This window comes from Halohasta litorea (assembly GCF_024494645.1).
Taxonomy (GTDB): Archaea; Halobacteriota; Halobacteria; order Halobacteriales; family Haloferacaceae; genus Halohasta; species Halohasta litorea.
The window spans coordinates 256,960-282,447 of record NZ_JANHDJ010000004.1 but is presented as its reverse complement, the minus strand read 5'-3'; the positions used below and the strand labels follow the sequence as shown (position 1 = coordinate 282,447).

Here is a 25,488-nt window from a genome sequence, read left to right as displayed (position 1 = left end):
CAATTGGAGTTCTTCATTCGAAAACTGTACGTCTTCCGTGCTGAGGAGGGTGTCGCTGACCGATGGTAAGCCATCTGTGCTCGACGGCACGAGGGACTGGAGATCCGACTCAGGCCGTTACGACAGTGATCTGTTGTTTTCTGTCGATGGCGTCTTCGAGCTCCTCGGCGATGGCCGACCCCCGAGAGATCTGGATATCGCCGCCCCGACCGACGGTTGCGGTGAAGAGGTATTCTCCATCGGCCTGGACTTCGACGGTCTCGCCGACGTGTTCGTCGAGCCGGATCACGACGTGGCGGGCGGTGATCTCCGGTTGGACGACCTCGCCCGCGGGCTGGAGTTCCTCGCCCGACGAACCGCCGGTATCCGCTGAGCCGGGTCGTTCGTCGAGGGTCCGCACGTCGATATCGATACCGAGGCGGTCCTCGATATCGGTGATTCGGCCGCCGCCCTTGCCGATCACATACGAGATGTCCCGCTCTTCGACGTAGACGATCGCGTTGTTTTGGCCCGTGAGTTCGACCGCCACGTGCCCCCGCGCAACGGAGCGGATCTCGCGTTCGATCTCCTGTTTGGCGATCCGGTCGACGCCGGTATCGCTGGACTCGGCGTCATCCAGCGGCACGGTGACGACCTGCCGGTTGAACGTGTATATCTCGTAGGCGGGCGTCCCGGTCTCGAAGTCCGAAATCTGAATGACGGGCCGGGCGAGGTCCTCGGCGGTGAGGCCTTCGGGCACTTTGACCTCGGTAGTCACATCGTAGACGGTGTGGACCTCGCCAGCCTCGATGTAGACGACAGTGTCGACGACCTGCGGGATCATCCCCAGTTCGACGCGACCGACGAGCCGCTGGAGGGCGTCGATCGCACGTGTCGCGTGGACGACGCCGACCATGCCGACGCCCGCCAGGCGCATATCCGCAAACACGCTGAAGTCCTCGGTTTTCCTGACTTCGTCGTAGATCGTGTAATCCGGTCGGACCAACAGCAGCGAGTCGGCGGTGTTGGCCATATCGCCGCCGAGGGCGGTGTACTGGGTGATCTCCGGGCCGACCTGGAGGTCCCGGGGTTTCTCCATCGTCTTGACCGCGTAGTCGTTGTTGTTGAGGAACTCCGCGACCGCCTGAGCGAACGTCGATTTCCCGGCTCCTGGAGCCCCCGAAATCAGGACGCCGCGCTGGCGTTCGAGTAGCCGCTCCCGGAGGTCGTCGGCGAACTCGTAGTCGTCGAGACTGGTTTTGACGATCGGTCGAACCGCGGTGATTTCGATCCCGTCGGCAAAGGGTGGCCGGGCGACCGCAATCCGGTAATCTTGGTACTGGACGATCGTCATCCCCGGCTCGCTCAGTTCGACGAACCCCTCGCGGCTGGTCCGGGCCAGCGACTCGATCTCGTCGGCCCACTCGTCCATCTGCTCGTCGGAAGTGACCGTCTCGTCGATCGTCTTGTAGCTCATCCCGTCGAGCGCGCCGCGTTTGGCCTTCGGGCGGGTGTCGGTCTTGAGGTGGACGCTCATCGTCTCGTCGTCGAAGAACTGGGCGATCGGCAGGTCCTGGTCACTCTGGACTTCGGGTTCGACGTACTCGACGGCGAGACCCTTTGCTTTCGCCACTTCCGACTGGACGATATCGCTCGACAGCAGGGTGGCCTCGTGGTCCTCGGCGACATCGCGGATGATCGCGTCGACGTCGCCCTCGCTGGCTCCGGCCTGTTCGCTCCCACTGGCGCGTCGACCCACGTATTCGAGTTCGATTTCGCCCTCGTCAGCAAGGCCGGTGAGCTCCTGGAGCTCTTCGAGGCCGTTCCAGCCGCTGTCGTAGCCCGCGTTCGCCTGCGATTCGAGTTCGCCGACGACAGCCTCCGGGACCAACACGGTGGCCTCCTTGTAACTGCCATCAGCAATTCGCTCGGACACGCGACCATCGATGACCGCGCTCGTGTCCGGCACTAGTTTCATACCCCCTGTAGTCGGGGGCCGTTCATAAGGCTGATGTGGTTACCCCCGGCGGGGACCGACCACGTTCTCGCGGCCGTCGTCGTCGACGTCGCGGAACGTCTCGCGGTCGGGGTTTTTGATCGTATAGGCCAACAGGCTCGAAAAGCCGTTGTCGCTCGGATGGAGTCCCAGCCCGCTTCCGGCCCCGACGAGCCCCGGCGGGGTCGTCCCGAGCCGGTCGGCCCACCACTCGCCTTCGAAAAACAGCGTGGCGATCTCCATGTGTTTGGCCTCGTGAGTGAACAGATACGAGCCGTCGGCCAACAGCGGCCACAGCTCCCCCACCGCCGTTTCGGCCGAGGAGCGAAGCCCCACATCGAGAAACGCACAGACGACCGGCTCGTCGAACGCGGGCATCGTCTCCTCGAAGCGGCCCGCCTCGAACCGACAGGCCGACAGCACCCCGTAGCGGTCGACGTTGGCCTCGACGGTCGACTGTGAGGCGTCCCACGAACCTGTCTCGTAGGTGTGGACCTGATCGGAGGCCAACAGGACGTGCTGGCGGTCGGCGGCCTCCGGCTCGGGCATCCCCTCGAAGGAGTCGAAGACGACCAGCCCCCGGCCACAGAGATCGGCGACGACCGAGAGGTTCGCCGTGCTTCCACCCTTATATGCGCCGCACTCGACGAGCACCCCCTCCCTTTCGGCGGGCACGGTCAGCGCCTTCGTGGCAACGACGAGATGCTCGACGAACGACGAGCCGGTCGGAATCGCGAGGTTGTTCCGGGCCATCCGGGCGACGACCCGCAGTTTGGTCGGTGTCTCGACGTCGTACTCCGCGCCCGTCTCGGGATGGAAGAACTCGCCGAGAATGATCGGCAGACTCAACGCGAGGAGCCCGAGCCGGTAGCCTCTGGCGGCGCTCTCCAGGAGGTGGTGTCCGAGGTGGTGCATACACCCGAGTGCCCCCGCCGCCGGGTTTGTAATAGTGGTCCTGTGGCCGAAACAGTCGGCGTAAGACCGACATACACCGTTCGGGTGGCGGGTCAGTCACCGATCCACGACGGAGCCGTCAGGTCGTATCTCGCTCGACGAACGTCACACACCAGTTGTCTGGATCGTCGATCGCCCGCCCGCCGACCTGCCAGGCCGCCTCCGTCTCGGGGTCGCCGTTCGGCCGGGTGACGAGCATCGAATCGTAGCTCCGAAACCGGGAGAGCGGCAGCGAATCGTCCGGCAGGAAGCCGACCGCCGTCAGCACCCGGTGAGGAATCGCGCCGTCGCTGACGGCGAACAGATCGGTCGACGGATGGCTCGACACCACCGCCCGGAGACCACGCTGGAGAGCCCCCTGCCACCGCGTGCCGCCACACAGCGGGGCGACGTCGACTACCTGCGTCAGCCGAAACCCCGAACTCGTGGTCCGGCTGCGGGCCACCAGCGCCGCGATCGGCTCGTCCGCGCCCTCTGTCGGCTCGACAACGTAGCTTCGACGCTCCCAGACCGGACTCGACAGCCGCCAGTCGAGGAACTCCTCGGTTCGATTCGCATGGATTGTCGGCGGTCGACGCCGATCGTGGAGCCTCGCCAGCCGGTCGAGGGGCACTCCTTCGGTCTCCTGGACGGTCAGTCCCTCCGAACCCTTCGACAACTCACGCCGGGCGGCGTAATACCCCTTTAAAAACAGCCGGAGCGCGCCGAAGGCCACCTGTGGGACCTCGCTTCCCGTCGGGATCGCAGCCGGTGTCTCGACGCGGTAGTAGGTCCGTTCGGGGGCGACTGCCCGCCAGCCGAGATCGAGGTACCCCGGCCTGGCATACTCGTTGGGGAAATTGAAGAACAACGCGGGCTCGCCGTCCCGGTAGGCCGACAGCGCGTGGGTGGTCATCCGGTGGAAGATTCCCTCCCGTCGGTGGTCGGGATGCACCATCGTATCGGCTGGCTGGTAGGCTGTCACCGTCTCCCCGCCGAGACGGAGTTCGAACGCGAGAAACGGTCGAACGCCGACGATCTCGCCGTCGTGCTCGGCGACGATTATCGGCGTGTGATCGGCGACAGGGTTGTCGACGTACTTCCAGCGAAACCACTCCGGGCTCCGCGTTCGGTCCCAGACCAGCCGATCGAGCCGGAGAAACCCCTCTATATCCGCCTGCTCGAAGGCTCTGATGGTGTAGCGACCCGCGGCCGCCGCTCCGGAGTGTGAGTCAGTCGACACGGCCAACCCGACGGCAGGAACGCGGTTTGTTATATTCGGGGTACTCCCGTCGTAAGCCGACGGATCTCCTGTGTGGCGATCGACCTGTCGCCGACCGTGGTGGGTTCGGTTGGCTTACTCTCCCCGCTTCGACCGAGAGCCCGGTCGGCTGACACGACCGAACAGAACATCGGCCGAGACTTTTGGCCTCGGGTGTGAATGGGTCAGTATGAGCCACCACGCTGTTCGTGACCTCGCCGAAACGCTGGTCTCGATTCCGAGCCACGACGACGAAACCGCGGCCGGTGATCGGATCGAACGCTGGCTCCGGGCCGAAACCGACGCCGCCGTCCGCCGCGACGAGGCGGGCAACGTCATCGCCAGACGAACACCCACAGACGGGTCGACCGACGACTCGCTCGCGCTGGTCGGCCACCACGACGTGGTCCCACCGGCCGACGAGCAGGTCGACGCCGATGGCGAGTATGTCGTCGACGAACGCGACGGCCGCCTCCACGGCCGGGGCACCGCCGATATGAAGGGTGCACTCGCCGCGGCGATGGTCGCCTTTCGGGACGCAGAGCCGAGCGTCGACCTCGTCTTTGCGAGTTTCGTTGGCGAGGAACAGGGCGGGATCGGCGCACAGGCAGCCATCGATGAGGGGTTTGCGCCGACGTGGGCAGTGGTCACCGAGGGGTCGACCGGTTACTCCGCACCCGGTGTGACCGACATCGCGGTCGCCCACAAGGGTCGACGCGGGAGTACGATCCACACCACGGGGACGGCGGGTCACGCCAGCCGCCCCGACGACGCCGAAAACGCCATCTATCGGGCGAGTGACGCGGTCGACATCGTCCGGTCGCTGGACGCTCCCGACGCGACCGTGCTGGGGACCGAACTGGGCGGCAGCGTCGCTGTCACCGAGATCGAGGGTGGGTCGGCGTGGAACGTGATTCCCGATAGCTGTTCGGTGACCGTCGACGAGCGGACCGTCCCCGGTGGGCGGGTCGATCTCGCGGCGGTCCAGGAGATCGAGGCCGTCGAGTGGGAGGTCGATCAGGACCTCCCGCCGATGGCCTGTGGTGACCCCGCCTTCGCCGACCGGGTGCTCGAAGCGGCGGCCGATGCCCAGCCCGGCGATCCACAGCAGGTGGCCAAACCCCACGCCACCGACGCGGGGTGGCTGGCGGCGGCCGGAACCGACTGTGTGGTTGTCGGTGCGGCCGAACCGGGCGAGGCGCATACGTCGAGCGAGCGCGTCTCCCTGGAGGTGGTCGACCGGTGTTACGAGATCTACCGGGCAGTCGCCGAATCACTGGACAACTGAACGGTGCCGTACGTGAAAGATATTTATCATACGCTACATAACCGACTATTGATGGACTCTGCTGTAGCGATCGGCGCGCGACTCCGCTCTCGGCTCCTCTCACTCCTGTTCGACGACGTGATTCCGGAGGCGATCGCGTGGCTGTTCGTCGTAGGTGGGATGCCCACAGTCCTCTGGGGCCTTCTCAGAGGGACATCGCTTCCGGCTGGCGGTGCTTCCCAGTTGGTGCTGGTGTTTTTTGGGAGTGTACTGAGTGTGTGGGGCGTTTCCGAACTGCTTCCACGCAGGTATCGGCGCAGTATCGCACTCTTGCGAATCTACGCGATATTGGGCAGCGGCGTCGCCGTGTTCGCTCTCCTCATGCTTTTGGTCTTCTGGTGGGGACTGCAACAGCCCCTCTGAGCCACCCCCAATCGATCCCGGGATGCGAACAACGTTGATACGTCCGCGGGCGAATGGAGGGATATGGCAACAGACGCGAGTGCAGTCGAGGCTCCCGAGGCCTACACGGAACTACTCTCTGAGATCGAACGAGTCAACGCCGTCGAGAGCGCCAGCGAGATCCTCTCGTGGGACCAACAGGTGATGATGCCCGAGAGCGGTACCCCCGCCCGCTCGAAACAGCTCTCTACCTTGTCGTCGCTCTCCCACGACCTGCTGGTCGACGGGCCGGTTGGTGATCTCCTGGACGACCTCGAAGACGAACCGCTCTCGGACGAACAACAGGCCGTGGTCCGCGAAGTACACCGCCAGTACGTTCGCGCCGAGCGCGTGCCCGGCGAGCTGGTCGAAGAGATTTCGGAGGCGACCTCCGAGGCCCTCGGCGCGTGGGAATCGGCCCGCGAAAACGACGACTTCGATGAGTTCGCCCCGCACCTCGAACGACTGGTCGACCTCAAACGCCAGTACGCCGACCACATCGACCCGGATGCCGACCCCTATGCGGTCCTGTTTGCGGATTACGAGCCGTGGCTCCCGCTGTCGCAGGCCGAATCCATCCTGGACGAACTTCGGGAAACCCTCGTTCCGCTCATCGAGGATATCCGAGCCTCGGATGCCGACCTCGCCACCGATGCGTTCGAGGGCACCTACGATACGGAGGTCCAGGAGGAACTCTCCCGCGAGGTGCTCGAACTGCTGGACTACGACTTCAGCAGGGGTCGACTCGATGTCTCGACCCACCCCTTTACCTCTGGCAATCAGTTCGACTGCCGGGTGACCACCCGGTTCGACGAGTCGGACCCGATCGGCGCACTTACCTCGACGATCCACGAGTTCGGCCACGCCTACTACACCCTCGGGCTCCCCGACGAGCAGTTCGGCAGCCCGTTGGGCGACCATCGAAACCTCTCGGTCCACGAGTCCCAATCGCGGCTCTGGGAGAACCACGTCGGCCGCTCGGCGGCCTTCTGGAGGCTCCTGCTCCCGAAGTTCGAGTCGGCGTTCCCACAGGCCGACGACCTGTCGCCGCAGGACGCATACGAGGCAGCCAACCAAGTCTACGACGAGAACTTCATCCGCGTCGAGGCCGACGAGCTCACCTACCACCTGCATATCATCGTCCGCTTCGAGATCGAACGCGAACTCATCGGTGGCGACCTCGCTGTCTCGGACGTGCCCGAGCGATGGAACGAACTCTACGAGGAGTATCTCGGCATCACCCCGCCGTCGGACGCGATGGGCTGTCTCCAGGACATCCACTGGAGCCACGGCAGCTTCGGCTACTTCCCGACCTACTCACTGGGCAGCGTGATGGCCGCCCAGCTGTACGACGCGGCCAGCGACGAGATCGACGATCTCGAACCGAAAATCGAAGCCGGAAACTTCGAGCCGCTGGGCGAGTGGCTCCGCGAGAACATCCATCAACACGGCCAGCGCTACCGAACCAACGAGCTGGTCGTCGAGGCGACCGGCGAGGACTTTACTGCTGAGGCGTTCATCGACTACGTCACCGAGAAATACGGCGAGTTATACGACTGCTAACTCGGAGTAGCCACTGGCTACTACTCTCACGGCAGAAAGATTTACCGAGTCGACGCCAATGTGAGGGCATGACCCCACGCGAACTCCGAGCGTCGATTCCGGCGCTCGACGAGACGACGTTTTTCAATACGGGCGCGAGCGGGCCGAGCCCCCAGCCGGTGCTCGATGCGGCGACTGACTGCCTCACCCATCACAAAGCCGTCGCTCCCGCGGCCGAAGGGATGTACACGGCCGCCAGTGAGGCGCGGGCCGACAGCCGCGAGACGATCGCGGCCCACCTCGGCGCAGCGCCCGCTGAAATCGCGCTGACCGAGTCGACCAGCGACGCGATCAGCGCGCTGGCGGCGGCGATCGACTGGCACCCCGGCGATGTGGTCGTCCGTACCGATCTCGAACACCCCGCTGGCATCCTGCCGTGGCAACGCGCGGCGCGGAAACACGGTGTGGAGATGCGGGTCCTCGAAACCACCGACGGGCGGGTCGATCTCGATGACTACGCCGAGGCGGTCGCGGACGCGCGGCTCGTCTGTTTCAGTTCGCTCTCCTGGAACTACGGCACGCAACTCCCGGTCGACGAGTTGGTCGAAATCGCCCACGACGCCGACTGCGAGGTGTTGGTCGATGCGGTCCAGTCGGCCGGACAGACCGCGATGGATCTCGACGCCTGGGGCGCGGAGTACGTCGCCGGGTCGGGCCACAAATGGCTGCTCGGCCCGTGGGGGTCGGGCTATCTCTACGTCCGAGAAGGCTGTGGCGAGGACCTCCATCCCGCCCAGGTCTGTTACGGCAGCGTCGAGGACCCCGATGCCGAGGCGTACACGCTTAAAAAGACCGCTCAGAAGTTCGAACGCGGGACCGCCTCTCCCGCCCCCCACGTCGGGATGGCGGCGGCGATCGACCGCTTCGAGTTGGTGGGGCTGGATGCGATCGAATCCAGGATCGAGTCGCTCACCGACCACCTCAAAGAGGCTGTTCCGGACGACCAGCTACTGAGTCCCGCTGCTTTCGAGTCCGGGCTCGTGACGATCGACGTCGACGACCCCGAGTCGGTCGTCGAGACGCTTGCGTCCGAGGGGATTCGAATCCGATCGCTGCCGGAGCCCGATGCGGTTCGGGCGTCGGTCCACGCCTTTAATACCGAATCCGAGGTCGACGCCCTCGTTGCAGCACTCGACGACTGCGGCGCGCTTGACTGACCGAGTGCGGCCTGTGAAGCCAGAAGAACGGTGAGAATATCCAGGAGTTAGACGTCGCCTACCACGGCGGCAGCGTGATCGCTGCCCGTATCGGTTCCGTTTATAAAACAGGGGTACGACAGTAGCAATCAAGAGTCGAGATGTTATCCGGGCTTGCCGTCTTCTTCGCTGTCAGCGCGGTCGTTATTCTGGCCCACAAGCTCGGCCACTACCTCGCGGGCCGGTGGCTCGTCGGGATTCCGGCTGCCGATATCCGGCTCGTGATTGTGAGCCTGCCGCAGTACGTCGCGCTCCAGGACGGCGACCGGTGGGCGAGCCCCACGAACTTCGACCGGTATCTGACCGCCTACCACCACCATGATCCCGAGCTGGACCACGTCGTGGCGTTTCTCGCGGCTGGCGAACTCGCACAGACCGCCGCAGTCGTCACCATCGCGGCTGTCGGCGTGGCCGGTGGCGTCGATGTCGTCGCCCAGTCGGCGGTGCTCGCCTCGGTAATGTTGGTCGGCTACCACCTCATCGCCGATCTCGCGCTCAACTTCCACATGGGCCATCCGACGGGTGACGTTTCGGCGCTCTGGTACCACTCGCCGATCACGGCCACGGTCGTCCTCCTGTTGGTGGCGGTGCCACACGCGATCCTCTACGGCCTGCTCATCTGACCCGCCTACGAGGCGGTGCTGACGATCTTGATCACGTCGCCGTCTTCGAGTTCATACTCCTCGGAGATCCGTCGCTTGGTTTTGCCGTTGACCGCATGCAAATACCCCTCGGCGATATCGGAGTGGACCGCCGCCGCGAGGTCTTTCGGCGTCGACCCCTCCGGAAGCAAGAAGGCATCCGGGAGGACGTTCCCGCGGGCGTCGGTCCACTTCGTCTCGTTTTGCACCGGAAACGCGGTGAGGTGATCCAGGAGATCGTACACCGCCGCGTTCAGCGCGCTTTGGACGCCCGTCCCGCCGTACTCGGCCATCACCTCACGGATCTGTTCGAGCCCGGCCTCCTGGCTGTCGCTGAGATCGCCGGTGATTTCGAAGTCCTCGTCGCCGGGTTTGTAGTCGACGACTCCGGCCTCGACCCCGCGCCGAAGTGCGAGTTCGCCGTCGGCCGTTGCGGGAATCACGATCTCGGCGGCCTCCTGGAGTCGCTGGAGGGTCTCGTCGTCGGCGATGTCGGCCTTGTTCGCCACGAGAATGATGGGCTTGGTTCGCGCCCGGACCTCGCTGGCTAAGGCCTCACGATCCTCGTCGGTCCACTGGATCGGGTCCTCGGGATAGTCCAGTTCGCGGAGACAGGCCGCCACGTCCGCCGTCGTTGCGCCAAAGCCGGTCATGAGGTCGGTGAGCACATCGTTGATGTCGAACTCCGGCGAGCGGGATTTGCGCTCGACGGACTCCCAGTTGCGGTCGATGATCCCGGTGAGCCACTGGTTCATTTCCTCCTCGATGAACTCCACGTCTTCGACGGGGTCGTGGCTGCCTGCCTCGACGGGTTCGCCCTCGGCGTTGGTGCTGCCGGAGGCGTCCAGGACGTTCAAAATCGCATCGGCGTTCGTGAGTTCATCCAGGAACTGGTTGCCGAGCCCCCGTCCTTCGTGGGCACCGGGAACGAGCCCAGCGACGTCGAGCAGTTCGATGGGAACGTAGCGCGTGCCGTCCCGGCAGCGGTCATTGCCGCACCGCTCGTCGAGTTCGAGACAGGGACACACCGTTCGTACTGAAGCGACCCCACGATTCGGGTCGACGGTCGTAAACGGGTAGTTGGCCACGTCGACGTCGGCCATCGTCGCCGCCGTGTAGAAGGTCGACTTGCCCGCATTCGGTTTACCAGCGAGCGCAAGCGAAAGCATACCACGCCGTTCGTCGGTGGGGTGGAACTGCCTTTCGGTCCCGCCGCTGGCCGATCAGGCGGTGCTGAGGATGTCGCCGATCCGGGCGGGTTCGCCCGACAGCTCCGGGCTCTCCTCGATGATCTGCAACACTTCGTGGTCGGTCACGTCGTGGTAGGATTTCTCCGTGGCCTCCTCGATGAGGTCCTTTTCGAGGCGGAACTCGGTGCCCTCATAGACGACATCGACGCCGGTTTTGTCGAAGGATAGAACGGTCATAGCACGTGTTTGCGGCCGAGGCTCAAAAGCACCACGAGTGGACGCGTTGTGCTACTGGTAGCGTCACCGCCCGTGTCAGCCACCCGTCTTACGGACCGTTTATTACTGTTCACGTACTGATTCGGTCTGTGTCCTCTCCCGGCGACCCGCTCGACGAGCTGTCGATTCCCGACGGCACCACCGTCGAGGAACACGACATCGTCACCGACAGTGACGTCCTCGTCGGGAGCAACAGCAGAATCGAGTTCGGGATTCGGAGCCGAACGATCGCCGCTGGCGAGCGCGTCGAGTTCGGCCGCCACCTCGAAGTCGACAGCGACTGTCGGCTCGATATGTTGTGTGAGGTCGACGACAGCGTCCTAGTCGGTGCGGACGCCTACATCGGAGCCCGGTGTCACATCCACGGCACGCTGTTGGTCTCCGGCGATCTCGATATCGGCGACGACGTGACGATCGACGAAGGGTTCGAGACCAACGGCTGGATTCACACCCGCAACCCCGTGCCGGTGCTCGTCTTCTATTTCATCGTGCTCTCGCAGTTCCTCCGGTTCGGCGACGAGGAGCAGGCCGAGGAGTTCGCCAGCGCGCTCACCGACGAGGATGCCGAACAACGCCCGCCGCTGGTGATCCCCCGCGGCGCGGAGCTCTCCGACGACGCCTGGCGCGTCTCGACGCCCGCGACGATCGGCGACGACTGTCGGCTCCACGGCAACATCCGCGCGGAATCGATCACCGTCGGCACCGAAACGACGATTTTCGGCAGCCTGCGGGCGCGCGAGGATATCGAAGTCGACTCCGGGACGGTCGTGATCGGCGACGTGACGACCAGAAACGGGACGGTCACGCTCCACGCCGGGTGTGAGGTGCGGGGTGACGTCTCCTGCCAGGAGCTCGTCGTCCACGAGGGCGCGGACGTCGACGGCGCGCTCCGGGCGAGCGGCGATATGAAACTCGTCAGGCAGACCACCCCATCGGCGGGCGGGCAGGCCGACGAACAGCCGACGGCCGACGACCCGAACGAGTCGGATCGGAACAGCTCCGAGGAGTCGACGGACCAATCGGCGGCCGAATCGGCGGAGTAAAACAGTAGTGTCGGGTTTCTGCTTGCGTTATTCGGTGCCAGCGGCGTGCCGCGAGCCGAGCCAGGTTCGGACTCGGTCGGTGTAGGCGAGGGCGATACCCGCGAGGAACGACAGGAGGCTTGGCACGACGATCCACCACAGCGAGGGGTGTTCGAGACTCGAATGGAGCACGACCATACGCGGTCTGGCTCCCCGTCGGTCGTCAATCTACTGATTTCGGGACGACTCACTCGACCGACTGCTGGCGTGCCTGTTCGAAGATCTGCTCGTGGAGCCGGTCGGTGACGGTCTCGGCGAGCGTTTTGAGATTGACCGCATCCTCACGATTGTAGGAGATCAGGGTCTCAAGTGCGCCGTCGACACCGGCCTCGTGTTCCTTCCAGAGCCGGACCGCATCCTGCCCGGAGATGTCGGGGCGGTCGCGTTCGAGGCCGATCTCCTGTTCGATCGGTTTTAAGCCACCAGTAAGGCCGAGCGTTTTGCAGGGATACAGCAGGTCGAGATGTGGGCAGTCGACGTCGATCCCAAAGGAAGTCTCCAGGAACGGCTGGTCGAACCGGAGCCCGTTGAAACTCACAAGCAGGCTGGCCTCGTCGATGGCCTCCTGGACCGCTTCGGCGGTCAGGTCGTCGCCGCGGACGAGCGTGGTCGTCTCCCCGGCCTGGTGGTAGCTGACGGTCGTGACCTTGTTGTACTCCTGATTGAGCCCCGTGGTCTCGATATCGAAAAAGCAGGCTTCGTCCCGGAAGTTCTCGTAGAGCCGCCACCGCTCGCTGCTGGGAAAGACCTCGTCGAAGTAGGCCGAATCCCCGGCAGCGAGTCGCTGGCGAGCGGTCTGGATGAACGACTCGATGTTGTCGGCGGTCTTCGGACCGACCAGCGACCCGTCGAAACAGTCCCAGTCGGTCGCCCCTTCGGCCCACAGCGTTCGTTCGGTCGTCTCCCCGACCCCGCTGACGGGGATGAAACTGTTCTCGATTCGCATACCGAACCGAGGGGAGTGGGTGACCCTAAAGGTCACGTCTCGTGAGTCGTCGACACTAAGCCGTCGCCGCCCCTCTCGCTTGGTATGTGTGGTCGCTACACGCTCCATACCGCCCCCGGGAAGCTCCGCGAGCGGTTCGATGCCGAGCCCGACCGTCCGCTGGAGAGACGCTACAACTGCGCGCCGGGCCAGAAGCTGCCGATCATCACGGGCGACGACCCCGACCGACTGCAGTTTTTCAAATGGGGACTAACGCCCGAGTGGGCCGACGAGGAGCAGGGCCATATCAACGCCCGCTCCGAAACCGTCCGGCAGAAGCGGAGCTTCGCCGACGCCTACGAGTCCCGTCGGTGTCTCGTCCCCGCCGACGGCTTCTACGAGTGGGCCGACCGCGGCGACGGCAAACGTCCCTACCGCGTGGCCTTCGCGGACGACCGCCCGTTTGCGATGGCCGGGCTCTGGGAACGGTGGGACGAACCGACCCGACAGACCGGCCTCGCCGAGTTCGGCAGCGGCGAAGCGGGCGAGGAGTCCTCGACGCTCGAAACGTTCACGATCCTCACGACCGAGCCGAACAGCCTCGTTTCGGAGCTCCACCACCGGATGGCCGTGGTGTTGCCGCCCGAACGCGAAGCCGACTGGCTCCACGGCGATCCCGACGCGCTGGTCGATCTCCTGGAACCCTTCCCCGCCGACGATCTCGATTACTATCCGGTCTCCGAGCGGGTGAACGACCCGGCCACCGATGAGCCGTCGCTCCTCGACCCGGTAGCGACCTGAGTACCGATCCGCACCGACCCCCGTTAGAGCGAGGCTACCGCGTCGGCGACAGCCTCGTAGTCGGGGAACTCGGGCCATTCGGCGGCGACCCATGCGTACTGGACGGTGAGCTCGGAGTCGACGAGGAACACTGCGGGCCGAGGCTCGCTGACGCCCGCCATTCCGTCGAGATCGTTGACGATATCGTAGGCCTCGGCGACGCCGTTTTGTGGATCACTGAAAAGGCCGTAGTCCATCTCGCGGTCGTCGATCAGCGTCATATGCTCGTAGGGCGTCGAGATCGAAAGCCCAACGACCTGGACGTCGTGGTGCTCCTCGAAGGCTCGCTCTCGGAGTTCGTTCCAGACGTAGGTCGCCGGGAACGAGCCGTCCATCGGGTGGAAAACGAGCAAAACGGGCCCCTCGGCAGCCAGTTCCGAGAGGCTGGCGTCCTCCCAGTGTTCGTCGGTCACGAGCGGGCGGGTGAAATCGGGAGCCGCCTCGCCCTCGGTGGGATGGTCGCTCTCCGGGAGATCGACGATATCGAAGCCGAGTTCCATCAGTTGGCTCCTCCGTAGGTTTTGTCGAGGTATTCGACGATGTTCCCGCTTTCGGACATCGTGACGCCCGTGTTCTCGTCGACGATCGCCGGGACCGTTCGGGAACCACTGACGCGTTTGACGACGTTGCGGTCCGAGTGCATCGGCTCGACGAACCGCGAGTGGTACTCGATGCCGTACTCGTCGAGCTTGCGGACGACGCGCTCACAGAACGGACAGGCCTGCAGCCGGTACAGCGTAATCGGCGCTGACTCCTCGGTTGCTTCGCTCATGGCTTCTATTTGGTCGGTAGATAGGTAAGAACTTCGCTGCCTGCGAGGACGGCCTCAGTTGACGTCGACGATCTCGACGTCGAATTCGAGGGTTTCGCCCGCGAGATCGGGGTTGAAGTCCACGCGGACGACCTCGTCGTCGACGTGGATGATTTCGCCGTGCTGGCCGTTCTGGGCTTCCAGGAACGCCCCTTCCTGGGGCGTCTGGCCGAGCATCTCGACGAGTTCGTCGGTATCGAACTCCTGGACGTGCTCTTCGCTCCACTCGCCGTAGGCCTTCTCGGGTGGGATTTCGAGCGTCTCGGTTTCGCCTTCGTCGAGACCGATCAGTCCCTCTTCCATCCCTTCGATGACCTCGCCCGCCCCGACCTCGACGGTCAGCGGTGCGTACTCGCGGTCCGGCTGGGCCTCGGCGAGGCCCGCCTCTTCGGCGACCGATTCGCGCGAACTGTCGAAAACCGTGCCATCGTCGAGTCGACCCGTGTATTCGAGGGTGACGGAGTCACCAGTAGCAATCGTCATACGTCAATGAGGGGCGACAGGCGGAAAAGCCATTGGATATCGGGTCAGGACAGCTGTCGTTCGGAACGCCGGGGGCCGACGTAGTCGGTCACCAATCCGTCGAAAACTGCCTGCCCGGCAACCAACCGATACCTCGGCCACCAGCCGATGACCGATCCTCCTGGAAGCGATCCGTTTACGATGGGTACCGAACCACGGACAACTGTCGGCTAGCAGCGGGCGTCTGTCGAGCCCGACTCGCCCGATGAATTTATTATAACTATTCTGGTATTATCGGTACAGTCTACCCAACTCCTCCTTGGCTACCGAATGATAAACCGAGGAGATAACAGGTTTTCCTGAGTAGTATATTGTATTTATAACTCACAACCGTCTGCAGATTTCTCCGACTGACAACCCATCAAACCGAATACGACCGAGTCGGTGCTTTGAGGTTTCGACCGCTTTTATACCGTTTTCCGGCAGATTCGATCATCTCGGCTGACTAGTCCTGATCGATAGCGGACGAGTATATTACGCGTCGATGTCTTCATCGAAACCCTTCGAAGAGCTGTTTTTCCGACGATTTCGAGGAGAATTCTCATAGTTAGTTCGGCACCCTGTGTTCAGAAGCGGTCGACACTCGAAACGGATTACTGCCATTTAGAATTGTGTAAAACTCACAATACTATCTCCACTACTATTGGCGGCAGTCTCGTCGGTAGCAGCGAGATCCGGCTGTGAATCAGGAATTTAAATAGGTACGATATCTTATGAATGTTGCGAGCAGCTACCAACCGTGTCGTCGACCATCGGGTCGAATACGTCCCGAGAGACAGTATTACCAATATGAATAAGTATCCAGGAGACCTGGTGCGACTGCTGGATCGAATCAACCCATGACATCAGACAACTGCTGTAAGCTGAGTCGGGTCACAGCCGACTACGGGATTTCCGAGCACGTTCTCGCGGACAGTATTGATGTCCTCCTGGCGAACAAGTGGCTTGGTGAGGGGAGCCAGCCGAACACCGCCCTCCGACCGTTGACCGATTGGTTCAACCGGAAACTGCTGAGCGCCGTCTATACGAAACACGACAGAAAAACGCTCGAACCGCAGATCGAAGCGGATTACGACGCGCTCGTCGGTGATGACGAGGGTCGCCGACAGCTCGTTGTCGATGATCTCGAACAGGATGGCATCGATGCGGGAACGGTTGTTGATGATCTGATCTCGACGTCATCGCTCTATCGGCATCTCACACAGTGTCTCGATGTCGGGAAGGAAACCCAACGGGGCAGCAGCGACACGGGGTGGGAAGCAGACAAGATTCGATACGCAAAACGGATGGCAAGGGACCGCGCCGAAGACGTTCTACGGTCGTGGGAGAACAAGGGCGAACTCCCGGAGGCCACAGCAGCGACAGTCTCGGTCGACATCTCCGTCGAGTGTCCGGTCTGTTCCAAGCGCTCACCGATTCTCCAATCCCACAACCGGGGCTATATTTGTGAAGACCATATGACCGCCGACGAGTAGCATCCTCGCGTGGACTGTCCCCATACGAGCCCCCTCCTTTATCATATCATAGTCTGAACTGTGAGTGGGATGAAAACAGTCTCTATCGAGAATATCGCCGGTATTCGGTCCGGGTCAGCGACGGTCAAGCCGGGGTTGAACGTCGTTCAGGCCTCTAATTTTCAGGGCAAATCGAGTTTTATAGCGTCGATACGGACCGTCATGGGTGCGACCGGCCATTACGGCGACCATCTCCTCACTGAGGGCGAAGACACCGGCTCGGTCGTCCTGGAGACCAATTCCGACTCGTATGCGGTCACGGTTACCCGTGAGCAGGGGGAGCGTCCAGTCCGATCCGGAACACCGTATCTCGCGACGGACACCGACCAGGTGTCTGCTCGACTGTTCGCGTTCCTCGGCGAAGACAATCCGATCCGACGGGCGGTACGAAACGGCGAGGACCTCACCGAATATTTACAGGCCCCGCTTGAGCTCGAAGATATCGATGCTCAGATTCGGACGCTAAAAGAGCAGCGAGACGCTGTCGACGCACGAATCGACACTGCCGAAACTGCAGCAGCCGAACTCCCTGCTGTCCAAGAAAAGGTAACACAGCTTACAACCGAACTCGAATCGCTTCGAGCGCGCAGAGACGAACTCCAACAGGAACGTGTCGACGACCTGCAGAAAGGCGATCCGAGTGATCAACTCAGTTCATCGAAAAGCCGCCTCCAAACGGTGAAAAACAAAATCGAACGAATCGAAAACCGGATCGAGCGAACGACCGAACGGAAAGCCGACAAACAGTCGGAACTCGACGAACTGACGGTCCCCTCCGAACCCGTCGACTCGATCGATGTCGAAAAACGAGAACAGCGAATCGCCGCGTTGCGCGATCAGATCCACCTCATCGAGGATCTGTACCACGCCAATCGAAACATGCTGGAAGACGGTGATCTCGACCGCATAACCGATGTCTCTCGGACAGTCTCTGGAGACGACATTACGTGCTGGCTCTGTGGCAAGGAATCCACGAAACGCGAGCTGAGTGGTCGTCTCGAAGCTATGCAACAGACGATCGAACAACTGAGAGCAGACACGAACGACCTCCAGGAAGACATTACGGAGTACAACCAACAGCAACGACTGATCGAACAGCGGCGGAGCCAACACGACCGGCTCGAACAGGAGAGAAAACAGCTCGGCGCGGAGATACAGGACCTGAACGGAGAACGTCGGACATACCTCTCGAAACGGGACGCCCTGGAAGACGAAATCCAGGCGCTTGCCGACCAACTCGATACCACTGAAAGCCAGTACACTGAAACACTGACTGACGTAAAAACGGAGATCAGAACGAAAGCGGCCCGACTCGACGAGGCTCGTGAGCGACTCGATACACTCGACGACCGGAAGAGCGATTTGGAGGGGCTCCGTGAACAACAAGCCGGGTACGAAACCGAGATCGAATCGTTACGGACCCGCAAAACCGAGACACAGTACGAACTCAAAGCGGCGTTCGATACGGCAGTCAGCGAGATCATCGACCGCTTTGCCCCCGGATTCGATCACGCGCGCTTCGATATCAGAACCGACCCGCAGGGAGAGATCGAGGGCTTCGAACTCAACATCGCACGTGACGGTCGGCAGACGACCGTCGACGCCCTCAGCGAGGGCGAAGTCGAACTCATCGGCGTCGCCGTCGCACTCGCAGGGTATCGGGTCTACGATGTCGAGGACCGCACGCCGATCGTCCTGATCGATGGGATCAGCCAACTCGCATCGGCACACCTCCGGAAGCTCATCGAGTATCTCGAAGCCACCACCGAGATACTCGTCACCACCGCCTACCCCGAAGCTGGCGACTTCGAGGCACACATCATTTCACCGGACGAGTGGGATGTCGTCTCCGACCGAGATCCGGCACCCGCCTGAGCGCACGTTGGATCGCTCTTTTGAAACAAAGTACCCTGTTTCACAAGTCGCAGCAGTCCGCCGTGTGAGTCTCGAACGCAACCCTCTGGTTCGTTACTGACGAACTGTTTTCGCTGCTACCGTCCCAGACGACCGTGGTTGACGGGTTCTACGAGCAAGGCGACTGCCGCCGGATCGATCTCCGAAACACTCTAAGAGTGGTGCTCGCGGGTTCCTATCGAACCGAGTCGAGCAGCAGTTTCTGCTCGATGCGCTTGACCTCGTGTTGGACGTCCTGGACGGCGTCGATGTTCGCGCTGATCGAGGAGATCCCCTGTTCGACGAGGAAGTCGACCATCGCCGGTTTGGAGGCGGCCTGTCCGCAGATGCTGGTGTCGACCCCGAGTTCGCGGCAGGTCTCGATCGTGGATTCGATCAGCTTGAGGACGCCGGGATGGAGTTCGTCGAACCGGTCGACGACGTGTTCGTTGTTTCGGTCCACTGCGAGGGTGTACTGGGTGAGGTCATTGGTGCCGAAGGAGACGAAGTCGATGCCCGTGGCCGCGAGCTCTTCGATCAACAACGCGCTGGCGGGCGTCTCGACCATCACGCCCCAGCGGGCTTTCGCGGGGTCGATGCCGACCTCTTCCATGAGCGTCTTGGCGCGGTCGATGTCTTCGCTATCGTTGACCAGCGGTAACATGAGTTCGACGTTGTCGTAACCCATCTCGAAGAGCCGGTCGAAGGCCCGCAGTTCACAGCGGAACGGTTCGGGTTTATCGAGGCTCCGGCGGATTCCCCGGTAGCCCAACATCGGGTTGTGTTCGTGCGGCTCGTCGCTACCGCCGTCGAGTTCGCGGAACTCGTCGGTCGGCGCATCGAGCGTGCGGGCCCGGACCGGCCGGGGATAGAACTCCTCGGCGACCGTTCGGATGCCGTCGACGAGCTCGCTGATGTAAGCGTCCTCGCCGTGGTCGGCGATGTACTGCTCGGGCGTCTTGCCCAGCGAGATCACCATGTGTTCGATCCGCAAGAGGCCAACGCCGTCGGCCCCGGTGGCGGCCGCACGTTCCGCAGCCTCGGGAATCGAGAGGTTGACCTTGACCTCCGTGGCGGTCATCGGTTTGACCGGCGTCTGTGGTCGAACCGCTTCGAGCGGATCGGGCTGGATCGCGGCTTCGTCCTCCGTCGGGCTTCCCTCGCGGACGGTTCCCATCTCGCCGTCGACGGTCACCGTCCGGCCGTTTTCCAGGACCTCGGTCGCGTTTCGCGTGCCGACGACCGCAGGGACGCCCATCTCGCGGGAGACGATCGAGGCATGGGAGGTCATCCCGCCCTCGTCGGTGACGATAGCTCCGGCCCGTTTCATTGCGGGGACCATATCCGGCATCGTCATCTTGCTCACGATGACGTCACCGTCGGTCACTTGATCGAGGTGATCGAGCTTCCTGACGATCCGGACCGCTCCCGTCCCGGTGCCGGGGCTCGCGCTGACGCCACGAACGAGTACGTCGTCGCCCGGTTGACCATCGCGGTCCTCCGGGCTGTCGGCTACGTCTTCGGCGTCGTTTTCGGTGATCGTCGTGATCGGCCGCGACTGGAGCATGAAGACGTCACCCTCAACGATGGCCCATTCGATGTCCTGTGGCTCGCCGTAGTGGGACTCGGCGCGCCGACCGAGTTCGACGAGCGCTTCGAGTTCCTCGTCGGTGATCACCCGTGTCGTCCGGTCCTCGTCGGGGACCGGCTGGAGCGTCGTCTCGCCGGTCTCGGGGTCTTTGACCATCCGCTGTTTCTTGTCGGCGATCGTCGATTCGACAATGGTTGCGGTCTCGGGATCGATCACGTAGTGGTCCGGCGAGACCGTTCCGGAGACCACGGCTTCGCCGAGTCCCCAGGCGGCCTCGACAATCATCTCTCGGTCGCCTGTCGAGGGGTGACGGGTGAACAGTACGCCCGATTTGTCGGCGTCGACCATCCGCTGGACGACCACCGCGATGTCGACCTCGCTGTGGTCGAACCCCTGTTCGTTCCGGTAGTGAACTGCCCGTTCGGTGAACATCGAGGCCCAACACTCTTTGAGCCGGTCGACGAGGTCATCCTCGGTCACGTTGAGGAACGTCTCATGTTGGCCCGCGAAGGAGGCCTCCGGGAGGTCCTCGGCGGTCGCCGACGATCTGACGGCGACCGGCTCGTCGTCACCCGCCAGCTCCCGGTAGGCGGTGATGATCTCCTCGACGAGGGCCTCCGGGAGGGGTGTCTCGATGACGAGCTCGCGTGCCTGCGAGGCTGCCGTCGCGAGGCCCCTGGCGTCATCCGGGTCGACATCGAGTGTGGCGAACAGTTCCGCGTCGATCTCGGCCCCCTCCAGGAACCTCCGGTAGGTGGCTGCGGTGACGACAAACCCCGGCGGAACGGGCAGGCCAGCGTCGGTGAGTTCGCCCAGCGAAGCCGCCTTCCCTCCGACTGTCGGAAGGTCGGTCGACCGGATGTCTTCGAGCCATTGGATACTCATGGACTGTAGGAGTCCAATTCAGTAGCTTCCATATGAATCTATTGTTAACTATAATGTTGGATAGATAGACACTCAGTTGGGAGTAAAAACATCAATCGACGGATGCGCTGTCGGCTGACAACGGTGGAGTTCGTTCTTGACGAACAGCGCCGCCTACACTCGGCCTTCGATCCGCTCGGCGTTCGATGCAACCACTGACGGTTCGAACGATCTCAGACTACGCAGATACAGTATCCATTCTGGGCTGTTAGAGGTCTGTGAACACTCGACATGGATCACGACTGCCAGCGAGGCAATCGAATAGCTCAGATTGTGTTACAAACATATGGTTGTAATATATATGTCGCTCAATAGTTCGCTAGTAACGAATACCGTGATCGACCGGTTCTCTCGGCGAGCGTGTATCGGTGCTTCGCTGATGAGTCGCGTTCGCCCACTTATTAAATATAAATATTCATTATGAATAGCGGTAGGTCGATCCAACAGGAAACACGTGTTACATCTTAGTTCGTTCCTGACGAACACTGGCCGCTGTGGCTGTTGTACCGACACGGCCCTCACGCACTGGGAGTCCGATCCCGTATAAAAAAAAAAACAGCCCGCGTCGTTACTCGTCGCCGTGTCCCATTACAGTGAGGACGGGCAGCTCTGCACCCAGCAGGATCTGTTGTGTCGTGCTTCCGAACAGGGCCTTGCCGACCGGCGACCGCTTCTGGCCGCCGATAACGATGTACCGCGTCTCGACCGTCTCGGCGTACTCCAGGACCTCGGCGGCTGGCTCCCCGATACGTCCCACCGGAACGGTTGGGACATCGAGGCCCTCGGTGGCCGCCTCCGCCGTCGCGGCCGCCCGTTGTTTGATCGACTCGTCCGTCGAATCCGCTTCGGCCTCGTTGAGCGAGTCGTACGTCTGGACGTAGACCGCGTGGAGTTCGTCGTCGAAGGCCTCGGCGAGCCGCGCGGCTTCGGCGACGATCGATTCGTCCGTCTCAGTGTCACTAACTGCTGCGAGTATTACCATACACTCGTTCTTTGCGGGGTATCGGAATAAGTGTATACGTCGACTGAAAAGTCAGGAATACTCAATGTTCAGTTCGAGCTCGTTTGCGGTGCCAAGCAGCAGATCGACCGTCTCCTCGTGGAACTGTTCGGCCTTCATCCGGTGTCTGGGACCGGACACGCTGAACGAACCCACGGGCGTCCCTTCGGGCCCCATCACCGGGACGCCGACCGACCAGAGCCCGCTGATCGACTCGGCTTTGTTCATACTGTAGCCCCGCTCGCGGATCGCTTCGAGATCTTCGAACAGCGACTCGCGGGTCGCGTGGGTGTTGTCGGTCTCCTGAGGGAGCCCCCATCGGTCGATGACAGCCTCGATCCGAGCTTCGGGAAAGTGGGCGAGGATCGCCTTCCCACCCGCGCTGGAATGGAGGTATCGCCGCTTGCCCACTCGCCGGTCGGCCTTAACGGCGTGTTCGCCCTGTTTCGTGTGCACGTAGACTGCTTGGCCGTGTTCTTCGGTCATAAACTGGGCTCGTTCGCCGGTCTCGGTGGCCAGCTGTTCGACGTGTGGCTCGGCGAGGTTGTACGCGCGCTTGCGCGTGCGAACATATGCACCTAAGTCGAGAAACTTCAGGCCTAACTGATACTGGCCGTCCTCTTTGAGTACATAGCCGAGGTCGACCAGCGCCGACAACTGCTGGTGGACGGTGCTTTTTGCCAGCCCCAGTTCGTCCGCGAGATCAGTGAGCCGCGCACCGTCGTTCGCTTCGAGGGCCTCGATGAGACGGAACGTCGTTCGCGTCGACTTCACCGACCGGCTGTCTGCGGGGTTGCTCATATGCGTTCGTTGTCGACGAACAAAATAAAGGTATGTCTCGGGTGACCGTCGCTGTCGCCGCCCTATGGCTGGAGTTTGTCGACGAGGTTCTCGACCGATGGGACGTCTTCGAGCGCGTCGATAGTCTCGGCGAGCTGGTCGGTCCCGTCGTCGTCGAGCACTGTCAGCACACACTCGTCGAACTTGGCCCGGAGCCGTTCTTCGCTGACTGGGTTGTTCGGGCTGCCGGGGTGGTGTTTGACCTCCTGGACGAGCGTTTCGCCATCCGTCGTCTCGACGGTGACGCGCGCGCCGTAGCTCGCGTAGTGGGCATCGAAGAGGTTCTCCTCGAAGGCGCGGTCGATCTTGTCGATCACTGCCGCGGTCTCGGGCTGGCTGACGTACTCGTCGGTGAACTCGTGGATGCCCGCCTTCCGTTCGCGGAGAATGGCGGCCAGACAGAACTCGATGGAGAATTTGGCCTGGAGCGCATTGTCCGGGTTCGCGTGGTGGAGCATCTCGGAGGCCGCGTCGTCGAGGGCGACCGTCATCGAGTCGACCGACTCCGGCGTCAGATCGTGATCGATCACGAGCGTCCGCAGGGCGTCCATCGCGGCGTGGGTGATCACGCCCGAGGGATGCGGTTTGAAGCCGAGATCGAGGACGGCCCACTCCTCGCCGAGGCCCTCGGTGATGATCTCGGGGTCGTAGGAGCCGTCGGTTGTCATCACTTCCCCGTAGCCGATCTTGCCCTCCAAAATCTCGTTGTCGGCGGTAAAACCGTTCTCGGCCAGCAGCGCAGCCCGAACCCCGTTTTCGGCGGCGTGACCCGCGTGCAGCGGTTTGGTCATGCTGCCGAAGTTCTTTTTCAACGCCGAGGAGGCCGAAGCGACGATCCCGAAGGCGGTGATGGTTTCGTCGACCGATAGGTCCAGGAGGTGGGCTGCTGCTGCCGCCGAGCCGAACGTCCCGACGGTACCGGTGCTGTGCCAGCCGTTCTGGTAGTGGTTCGGGTAGGTGCTGTGGCCCACGCGGTAGGCAGCCTCACAGCCCACGGTGTAGGCGGTGATCAGTTCTTCCCCACTGGCATTCGCCACCTCACCCGCGGCGAGCGTCGCACCGAAGACCGGCGAGGAGGGATGAATGACAATCGACTCGAAGGTATCGTCGTAGTCGATCGCGTGGCCGAACGTCGCGTTAGCGAGTGCCGCCCCCGTCGGGCTCGCCGTCTCTCGGCCGATCACGGTGGCTTCCTCGCCCGGCATACACCGGTCGACGTAGCCCATGATCTGGTCGCCGACCTCGTGGTGCGAGCCATAGACGGCAACTCCCAGATAGTCTCTGATGGCCCGTTTGGCGTGGTCGACCGCGTCTGTCGGAATCTCGTCGTAGGTGGTACTGACGGTGTACTCTGCAAGCGTGGCTGTCTCGGCCATACATCTACTCTATGTGGAGACATACATAAACATACGTGTATAATCGTCCAATCATTCAAAACTGACACGAAAAACAGGATATCAGCGCAAAACCGCGATAAACAGGCCGCCGACGGCAAGTGCGCAGACGATCAGCCCGAAGGCGACCGTGTAGCCGAAGAGATCCGACAGCAGGCCGATGACCGCGGGGGCTGCGCCGCCGATGGCAGTCATGAACGTCCGGACGATGCCGAGGGTACCGCCGCCGATGGAATCCGGGATGAGGTCCATGAGATAGGAGTCGCGCACCGGCCGGAAGCCGTGGAAGCCGATCCCAGTGAGGACTGTGAGACAGAGGATGGCAGCGACTGAATCGACGACGAGCAGCGCGAGCAGTCCGGCGATCATGACACCGAAGAGGGAAAGCGAGATGGCGAGTTTACCGACCCGGTCGCTCGCGCCGCCGGTGACGGTCTGGCTGACGCTCGCGGCGAACAGCAGACTGTAGGCGATCCCCGCTGTGCCCGACGAGAGCCCCTTCGCGTCGGCCAAAAAGAGTGGAAAGAACGCCGAAAGGCCGTTCCAGGAGAACGTAAAGAGAACGGTTACACAGAGAAACAAGACGAGTTTCCGGTCGGTGAAGATCGTCACGTAGGAGTGACTGTCGACAGTCGGGCCGTCCTCGGAGTGGTCGATGTCGGTCTCTTCGGTCGCGTCGGTCGACCCGCCGTTTGTTGCCTCCACAGTGACCGATTCCTGCTGTGGCCCGCCGTTCGCGTGGGGTTTCGCGCGGAGGTAGAGCAACACTGCCAGCACCGCGCTGGCTCCTGCACCGAGCAGGAAGACCGTCCGTCCCGGCAGGCCCCAGCCCAGTACCGCGACGACGGCGATGGGCGCGAGCATCCCCCCGAACTGGCCGACGGTATCCATGATCCCGAGACTCAGGCCCGTGCGTTCGGGGTAGACCCGCGAGAGGTAGGCGATGGCGACCGTCTTGTGGACGCCGGTGCCGAGGCCGATCCCGACCGCCGCGAGCGTGATCAGCCCGAAAGTCGGCGCAACGAACGTAAACAGCGCCGCCGCGGTGAACAGCCCCGCGCCGCTGACGATAACCGTGACCTCGTGGAACCGGTCCGACAGCAGGCCGCCGGGAAACTGCATCGCCGAGTAGCCGAGCATCAAGAGGGTAAACAGCAGGCCGGTTTGGGTGTTCGAGACGCCGTAGAGTTCCTGGAAGGTCCCGAACAGCGGGGGAAAGACGAACCGGAGAAACTGCACCATGAACCACAGCAGGGCGATTAAAAGCACGAGATCGTAGGTCCTGATCGCCCGCCTGGCGGCAGCGAGGGAGAACCCCGAGACTGAGAGGCGCATACGCGGTAGTTCCGCTCCACTGATTTATGTGTTTC

The 25,488-nt window shown here is 62.7% G+C and carries 24 protein-coding genes; 9 read left to right on the top strand and 15 right to left on the bottom strand.

Features of this window, described 5'->3' with window-relative positions:
- Positions 1-109 precede the first annotated feature (109 nt).
- The 3 genes from NO877_RS11775 to NO877_RS11765 all read right to left on the bottom strand — a co-directional run bounded on the left by NO877_RS11775 (position 110) and on the right by NO877_RS11765 (position 4,151).
- Positions 110-1,957, bottom strand: coding sequence for a PINc/VapC family ATPase (locus NO877_RS11775; RefSeq protein ID WP_256396537.1), 1,848 nt, complete (start codon positions 1,955-1,957; stop codon positions 110-112).
- A gap of 39 nt (positions 1,958-1,996) precedes the next feature.
- The gene (locus NO877_RS11770) at positions 1,997-2,890 is read right to left on the bottom strand and encodes a TylF/MycF/NovP-related O-methyltransferase (protein ID WP_256396536.1); all 894 of its coding nucleotides are present in this window, start codon (positions 2,888-2,890) and stop codon (positions 1,997-1,999) included.
- Positions 2,891-3,008: 118 nt separating this feature from the next.
- Positions 3,009-4,151, bottom strand: a complete 1,143-nt coding sequence (locus NO877_RS11765) for a GNAT family N-acetyltransferase (RefSeq protein WP_256396535.1) — start codon at positions 4,149-4,151, stop codon at positions 3,009-3,011.
- A gap of 208 nt (positions 4,152-4,359) precedes the next feature.
- Here NO877_RS11765 and NO877_RS11760 point away from each other — a divergent pair, with 208 nt between their 5' ends.
- The 5 genes from NO877_RS11760 to NO877_RS11740 all read left to right on the top strand — a co-directional run bounded on the left by NO877_RS11760 (position 4,360) and on the right by NO877_RS11740 (position 9,298).
- Positions 4,360-5,457, top strand: a complete 1,098-nt coding sequence (locus NO877_RS11760) for a M20 family metallopeptidase (RefSeq protein WP_256396534.1) — start codon at positions 4,360-4,362, stop codon at positions 5,455-5,457.
- A 51-nt stretch (positions 5,458-5,508) separates the two neighbouring features.
- Positions 5,509-5,859: a hypothetical protein gene (locus NO877_RS11755; RefSeq protein ID WP_256396533.1), complete on the top strand. Its 351-nt coding sequence runs from the start codon at positions 5,509-5,511 to the stop codon at positions 5,857-5,859.
- A 63-nt stretch (positions 5,860-5,922) separates the two neighbouring features.
- On the top strand, positions 5,923-7,440 hold the full coding sequence (locus NO877_RS11750) for a carboxypeptidase M32 (protein WP_256396532.1): 1,518 nt from the start codon (positions 5,923-5,925) through the stop codon (positions 7,438-7,440).
- A 68-nt stretch (positions 7,441-7,508) separates the two neighbouring features.
- Positions 7,509-8,636, top strand: a complete 1,128-nt coding sequence (locus NO877_RS11745; RefSeq protein WP_256396531.1) for an aminotransferase class V-fold PLP-dependent enzyme — start codon at positions 7,509-7,511, stop codon at positions 8,634-8,636.
- A gap of 140 nt (positions 8,637-8,776) precedes the next feature.
- On the top strand, positions 8,777-9,298 hold the full coding sequence (locus tag NO877_RS11740; protein WP_256396530.1) for a hypothetical protein: 522 nt from the start codon (positions 8,777-8,779) through the stop codon (positions 9,296-9,298).
- Positions 9,299-9,303: 5 nt separating this feature from the next.
- Here the strand turns inward: NO877_RS11740 and NO877_RS11735 are convergent, their stop codons facing one another.
- Both NO877_RS11735 and NO877_RS11730 read right to left on the bottom strand, forming a co-directional pair.
- On the bottom strand, positions 9,304-10,485 hold the full coding sequence (locus NO877_RS11735) for a redox-regulated ATPase YchF (protein ID WP_256396529.1): 1,182 nt from the start codon (positions 10,483-10,485) through the stop codon (positions 9,304-9,306).
- 54 nt (positions 10,486-10,539) lie between these two features.
- Positions 10,540-10,743 carry a DUF5800 family protein gene (locus NO877_RS11730; RefSeq protein WP_256396528.1) on the bottom strand — a complete coding sequence of 68 codons (204 nt, stop codon included), beginning with the start codon at positions 10,741-10,743 and terminating at the stop codon, positions 10,540-10,542.
- Positions 10,744-10,871: 128 nt separating this feature from the next.
- Here NO877_RS11730 and NO877_RS11725 point away from each other — a divergent pair, with 128 nt between their 5' ends.
- Positions 10,872-11,825, top strand: coding sequence for a polymer-forming cytoskeletal protein (locus tag NO877_RS11725; protein WP_321169429.1), 954 nt, complete (start codon positions 10,872-10,874; stop codon positions 11,823-11,825).
- A gap of 27 nt (positions 11,826-11,852) precedes the next feature.
- On the opposite strand, the gene NO877_RS11720 is transcribed toward NO877_RS11725, so the two are convergent.
- Positions 11,853-12,002 carry a hypothetical protein gene (locus tag NO877_RS11720; protein WP_256396527.1) on the bottom strand — a complete coding sequence of 50 codons (150 nt, stop codon included), beginning with the start codon at positions 12,000-12,002 and terminating at the stop codon, positions 11,853-11,855.
- A 49-nt stretch (positions 12,003-12,051) separates the two neighbouring features.
- Positions 12,052-12,810 (bottom strand): ribonuclease H-like domain-containing protein, encoded by a 759-nt coding sequence (locus NO877_RS11715; RefSeq protein WP_256396526.1) that lies wholly within the window; start codon positions 12,808-12,810, stop codon positions 12,052-12,054.
- Between the two features lie 84 nt (positions 12,811-12,894).
- Here NO877_RS11715 and NO877_RS11710 point away from each other — a divergent pair, with 84 nt between their 5' ends.
- Positions 12,895-13,590: an SOS response-associated peptidase gene (locus NO877_RS11710; protein WP_256396525.1), complete on the top strand. Its 696-nt coding sequence runs from the start codon at positions 12,895-12,897 to the stop codon at positions 13,588-13,590.
- Positions 13,591-13,613: 23 nt separating this feature from the next.
- On the opposite strand, the gene NO877_RS11705 is transcribed toward NO877_RS11710, so the two are convergent.
- The 3 genes from NO877_RS11705 to NO877_RS11695 are packed head-to-tail and all read right to left on the bottom strand — an operon-like array spanning position 13,614 to position 14,923.
- Entirely contained in the window at positions 13,614-14,129 is a 516-nt protein-coding gene (locus NO877_RS11705) for a redoxin domain-containing protein (protein WP_256396524.1), read from the bottom strand.
- On the bottom strand, positions 14,129-14,401 hold the full coding sequence (locus NO877_RS11700; protein WP_256396523.1) for a glutaredoxin family protein: 273 nt from the start codon (positions 14,399-14,401) through the stop codon (positions 14,129-14,131). The genes NO877_RS11705 and NO877_RS11700 overlap by 1 nt, the downstream gene beginning before the upstream one ends.
- A gap of 54 nt (positions 14,402-14,455) precedes the next feature.
- Positions 14,456-14,923: an FKBP-type peptidyl-prolyl cis-trans isomerase gene (locus NO877_RS11695; RefSeq protein ID WP_256396522.1), complete on the bottom strand. Its 468-nt coding sequence runs from the start codon at positions 14,921-14,923 to the stop codon at positions 14,456-14,458.
- A gap of 878 nt (positions 14,924-15,801) precedes the next feature.
- Between NO877_RS11695 and rdfA the strand changes: the two genes are divergently transcribed.
- Together rdfA and NO877_RS11685 are read left to right on the top strand one after the other, a co-directional pair.
- A complete protein-coding gene (gene rdfA / locus NO877_RS11690; protein WP_256396521.1) occupies positions 15,802-16,437 on the top strand; it encodes a rod-determining factor RdfA in 636 nt (211 codons plus the stop codon).
- A 69-nt stretch (positions 16,438-16,506) separates the two neighbouring features.
- Positions 16,507-18,351, top strand: coding sequence for an archaea-specific SMC-related protein (locus tag NO877_RS11685; RefSeq protein WP_321169428.1), 1,845 nt, complete (start codon positions 16,507-16,509; stop codon positions 18,349-18,351).
- A gap of 214 nt (positions 18,352-18,565) precedes the next feature.
- On the opposite strand, the gene ppsA is transcribed toward NO877_RS11685, so the two are convergent.
- From ppsA to NO877_RS11660, 5 genes are all read right to left on the bottom strand, one after another.
- On the bottom strand, positions 18,566-20,845 hold the full coding sequence (gene ppsA / locus NO877_RS11680) for a phosphoenolpyruvate synthase (protein WP_256396519.1): 2,280 nt from the start codon (positions 20,843-20,845) through the stop codon (positions 18,566-18,568).
- 607 nt (positions 20,846-21,452) lie between these two features.
- Positions 21,453-21,866 carry a universal stress protein gene (locus tag NO877_RS11675; protein ID WP_256396518.1) on the bottom strand — a complete coding sequence of 138 codons (414 nt, stop codon included), beginning with the start codon at positions 21,864-21,866 and terminating at the stop codon, positions 21,453-21,455.
- A 51-nt stretch (positions 21,867-21,917) separates the two neighbouring features.
- Positions 21,918-22,685 carry an IclR family transcriptional regulator gene (locus NO877_RS11670; protein ID WP_256396517.1) on the bottom strand — a complete coding sequence of 256 codons (768 nt, stop codon included), beginning with the start codon at positions 22,683-22,685 and terminating at the stop codon, positions 21,918-21,920.
- Between the two features lie 62 nt (positions 22,686-22,747).
- Positions 22,748-24,100 carry an MmgE/PrpD family protein gene (locus NO877_RS11665; RefSeq protein WP_256396516.1) on the bottom strand — a complete coding sequence of 451 codons (1,353 nt, stop codon included), beginning with the start codon at positions 24,098-24,100 and terminating at the stop codon, positions 22,748-22,750.
- 81 nt (positions 24,101-24,181) lie between these two features.
- A complete protein-coding gene (locus NO877_RS11660) occupies positions 24,182-25,453 on the bottom strand; it encodes an MFS transporter (RefSeq protein ID WP_256396515.1) in 1,272 nt (423 codons plus the stop codon).
- Between the last annotated feature and the right edge of the window lie 35 nt (positions 25,454-25,488).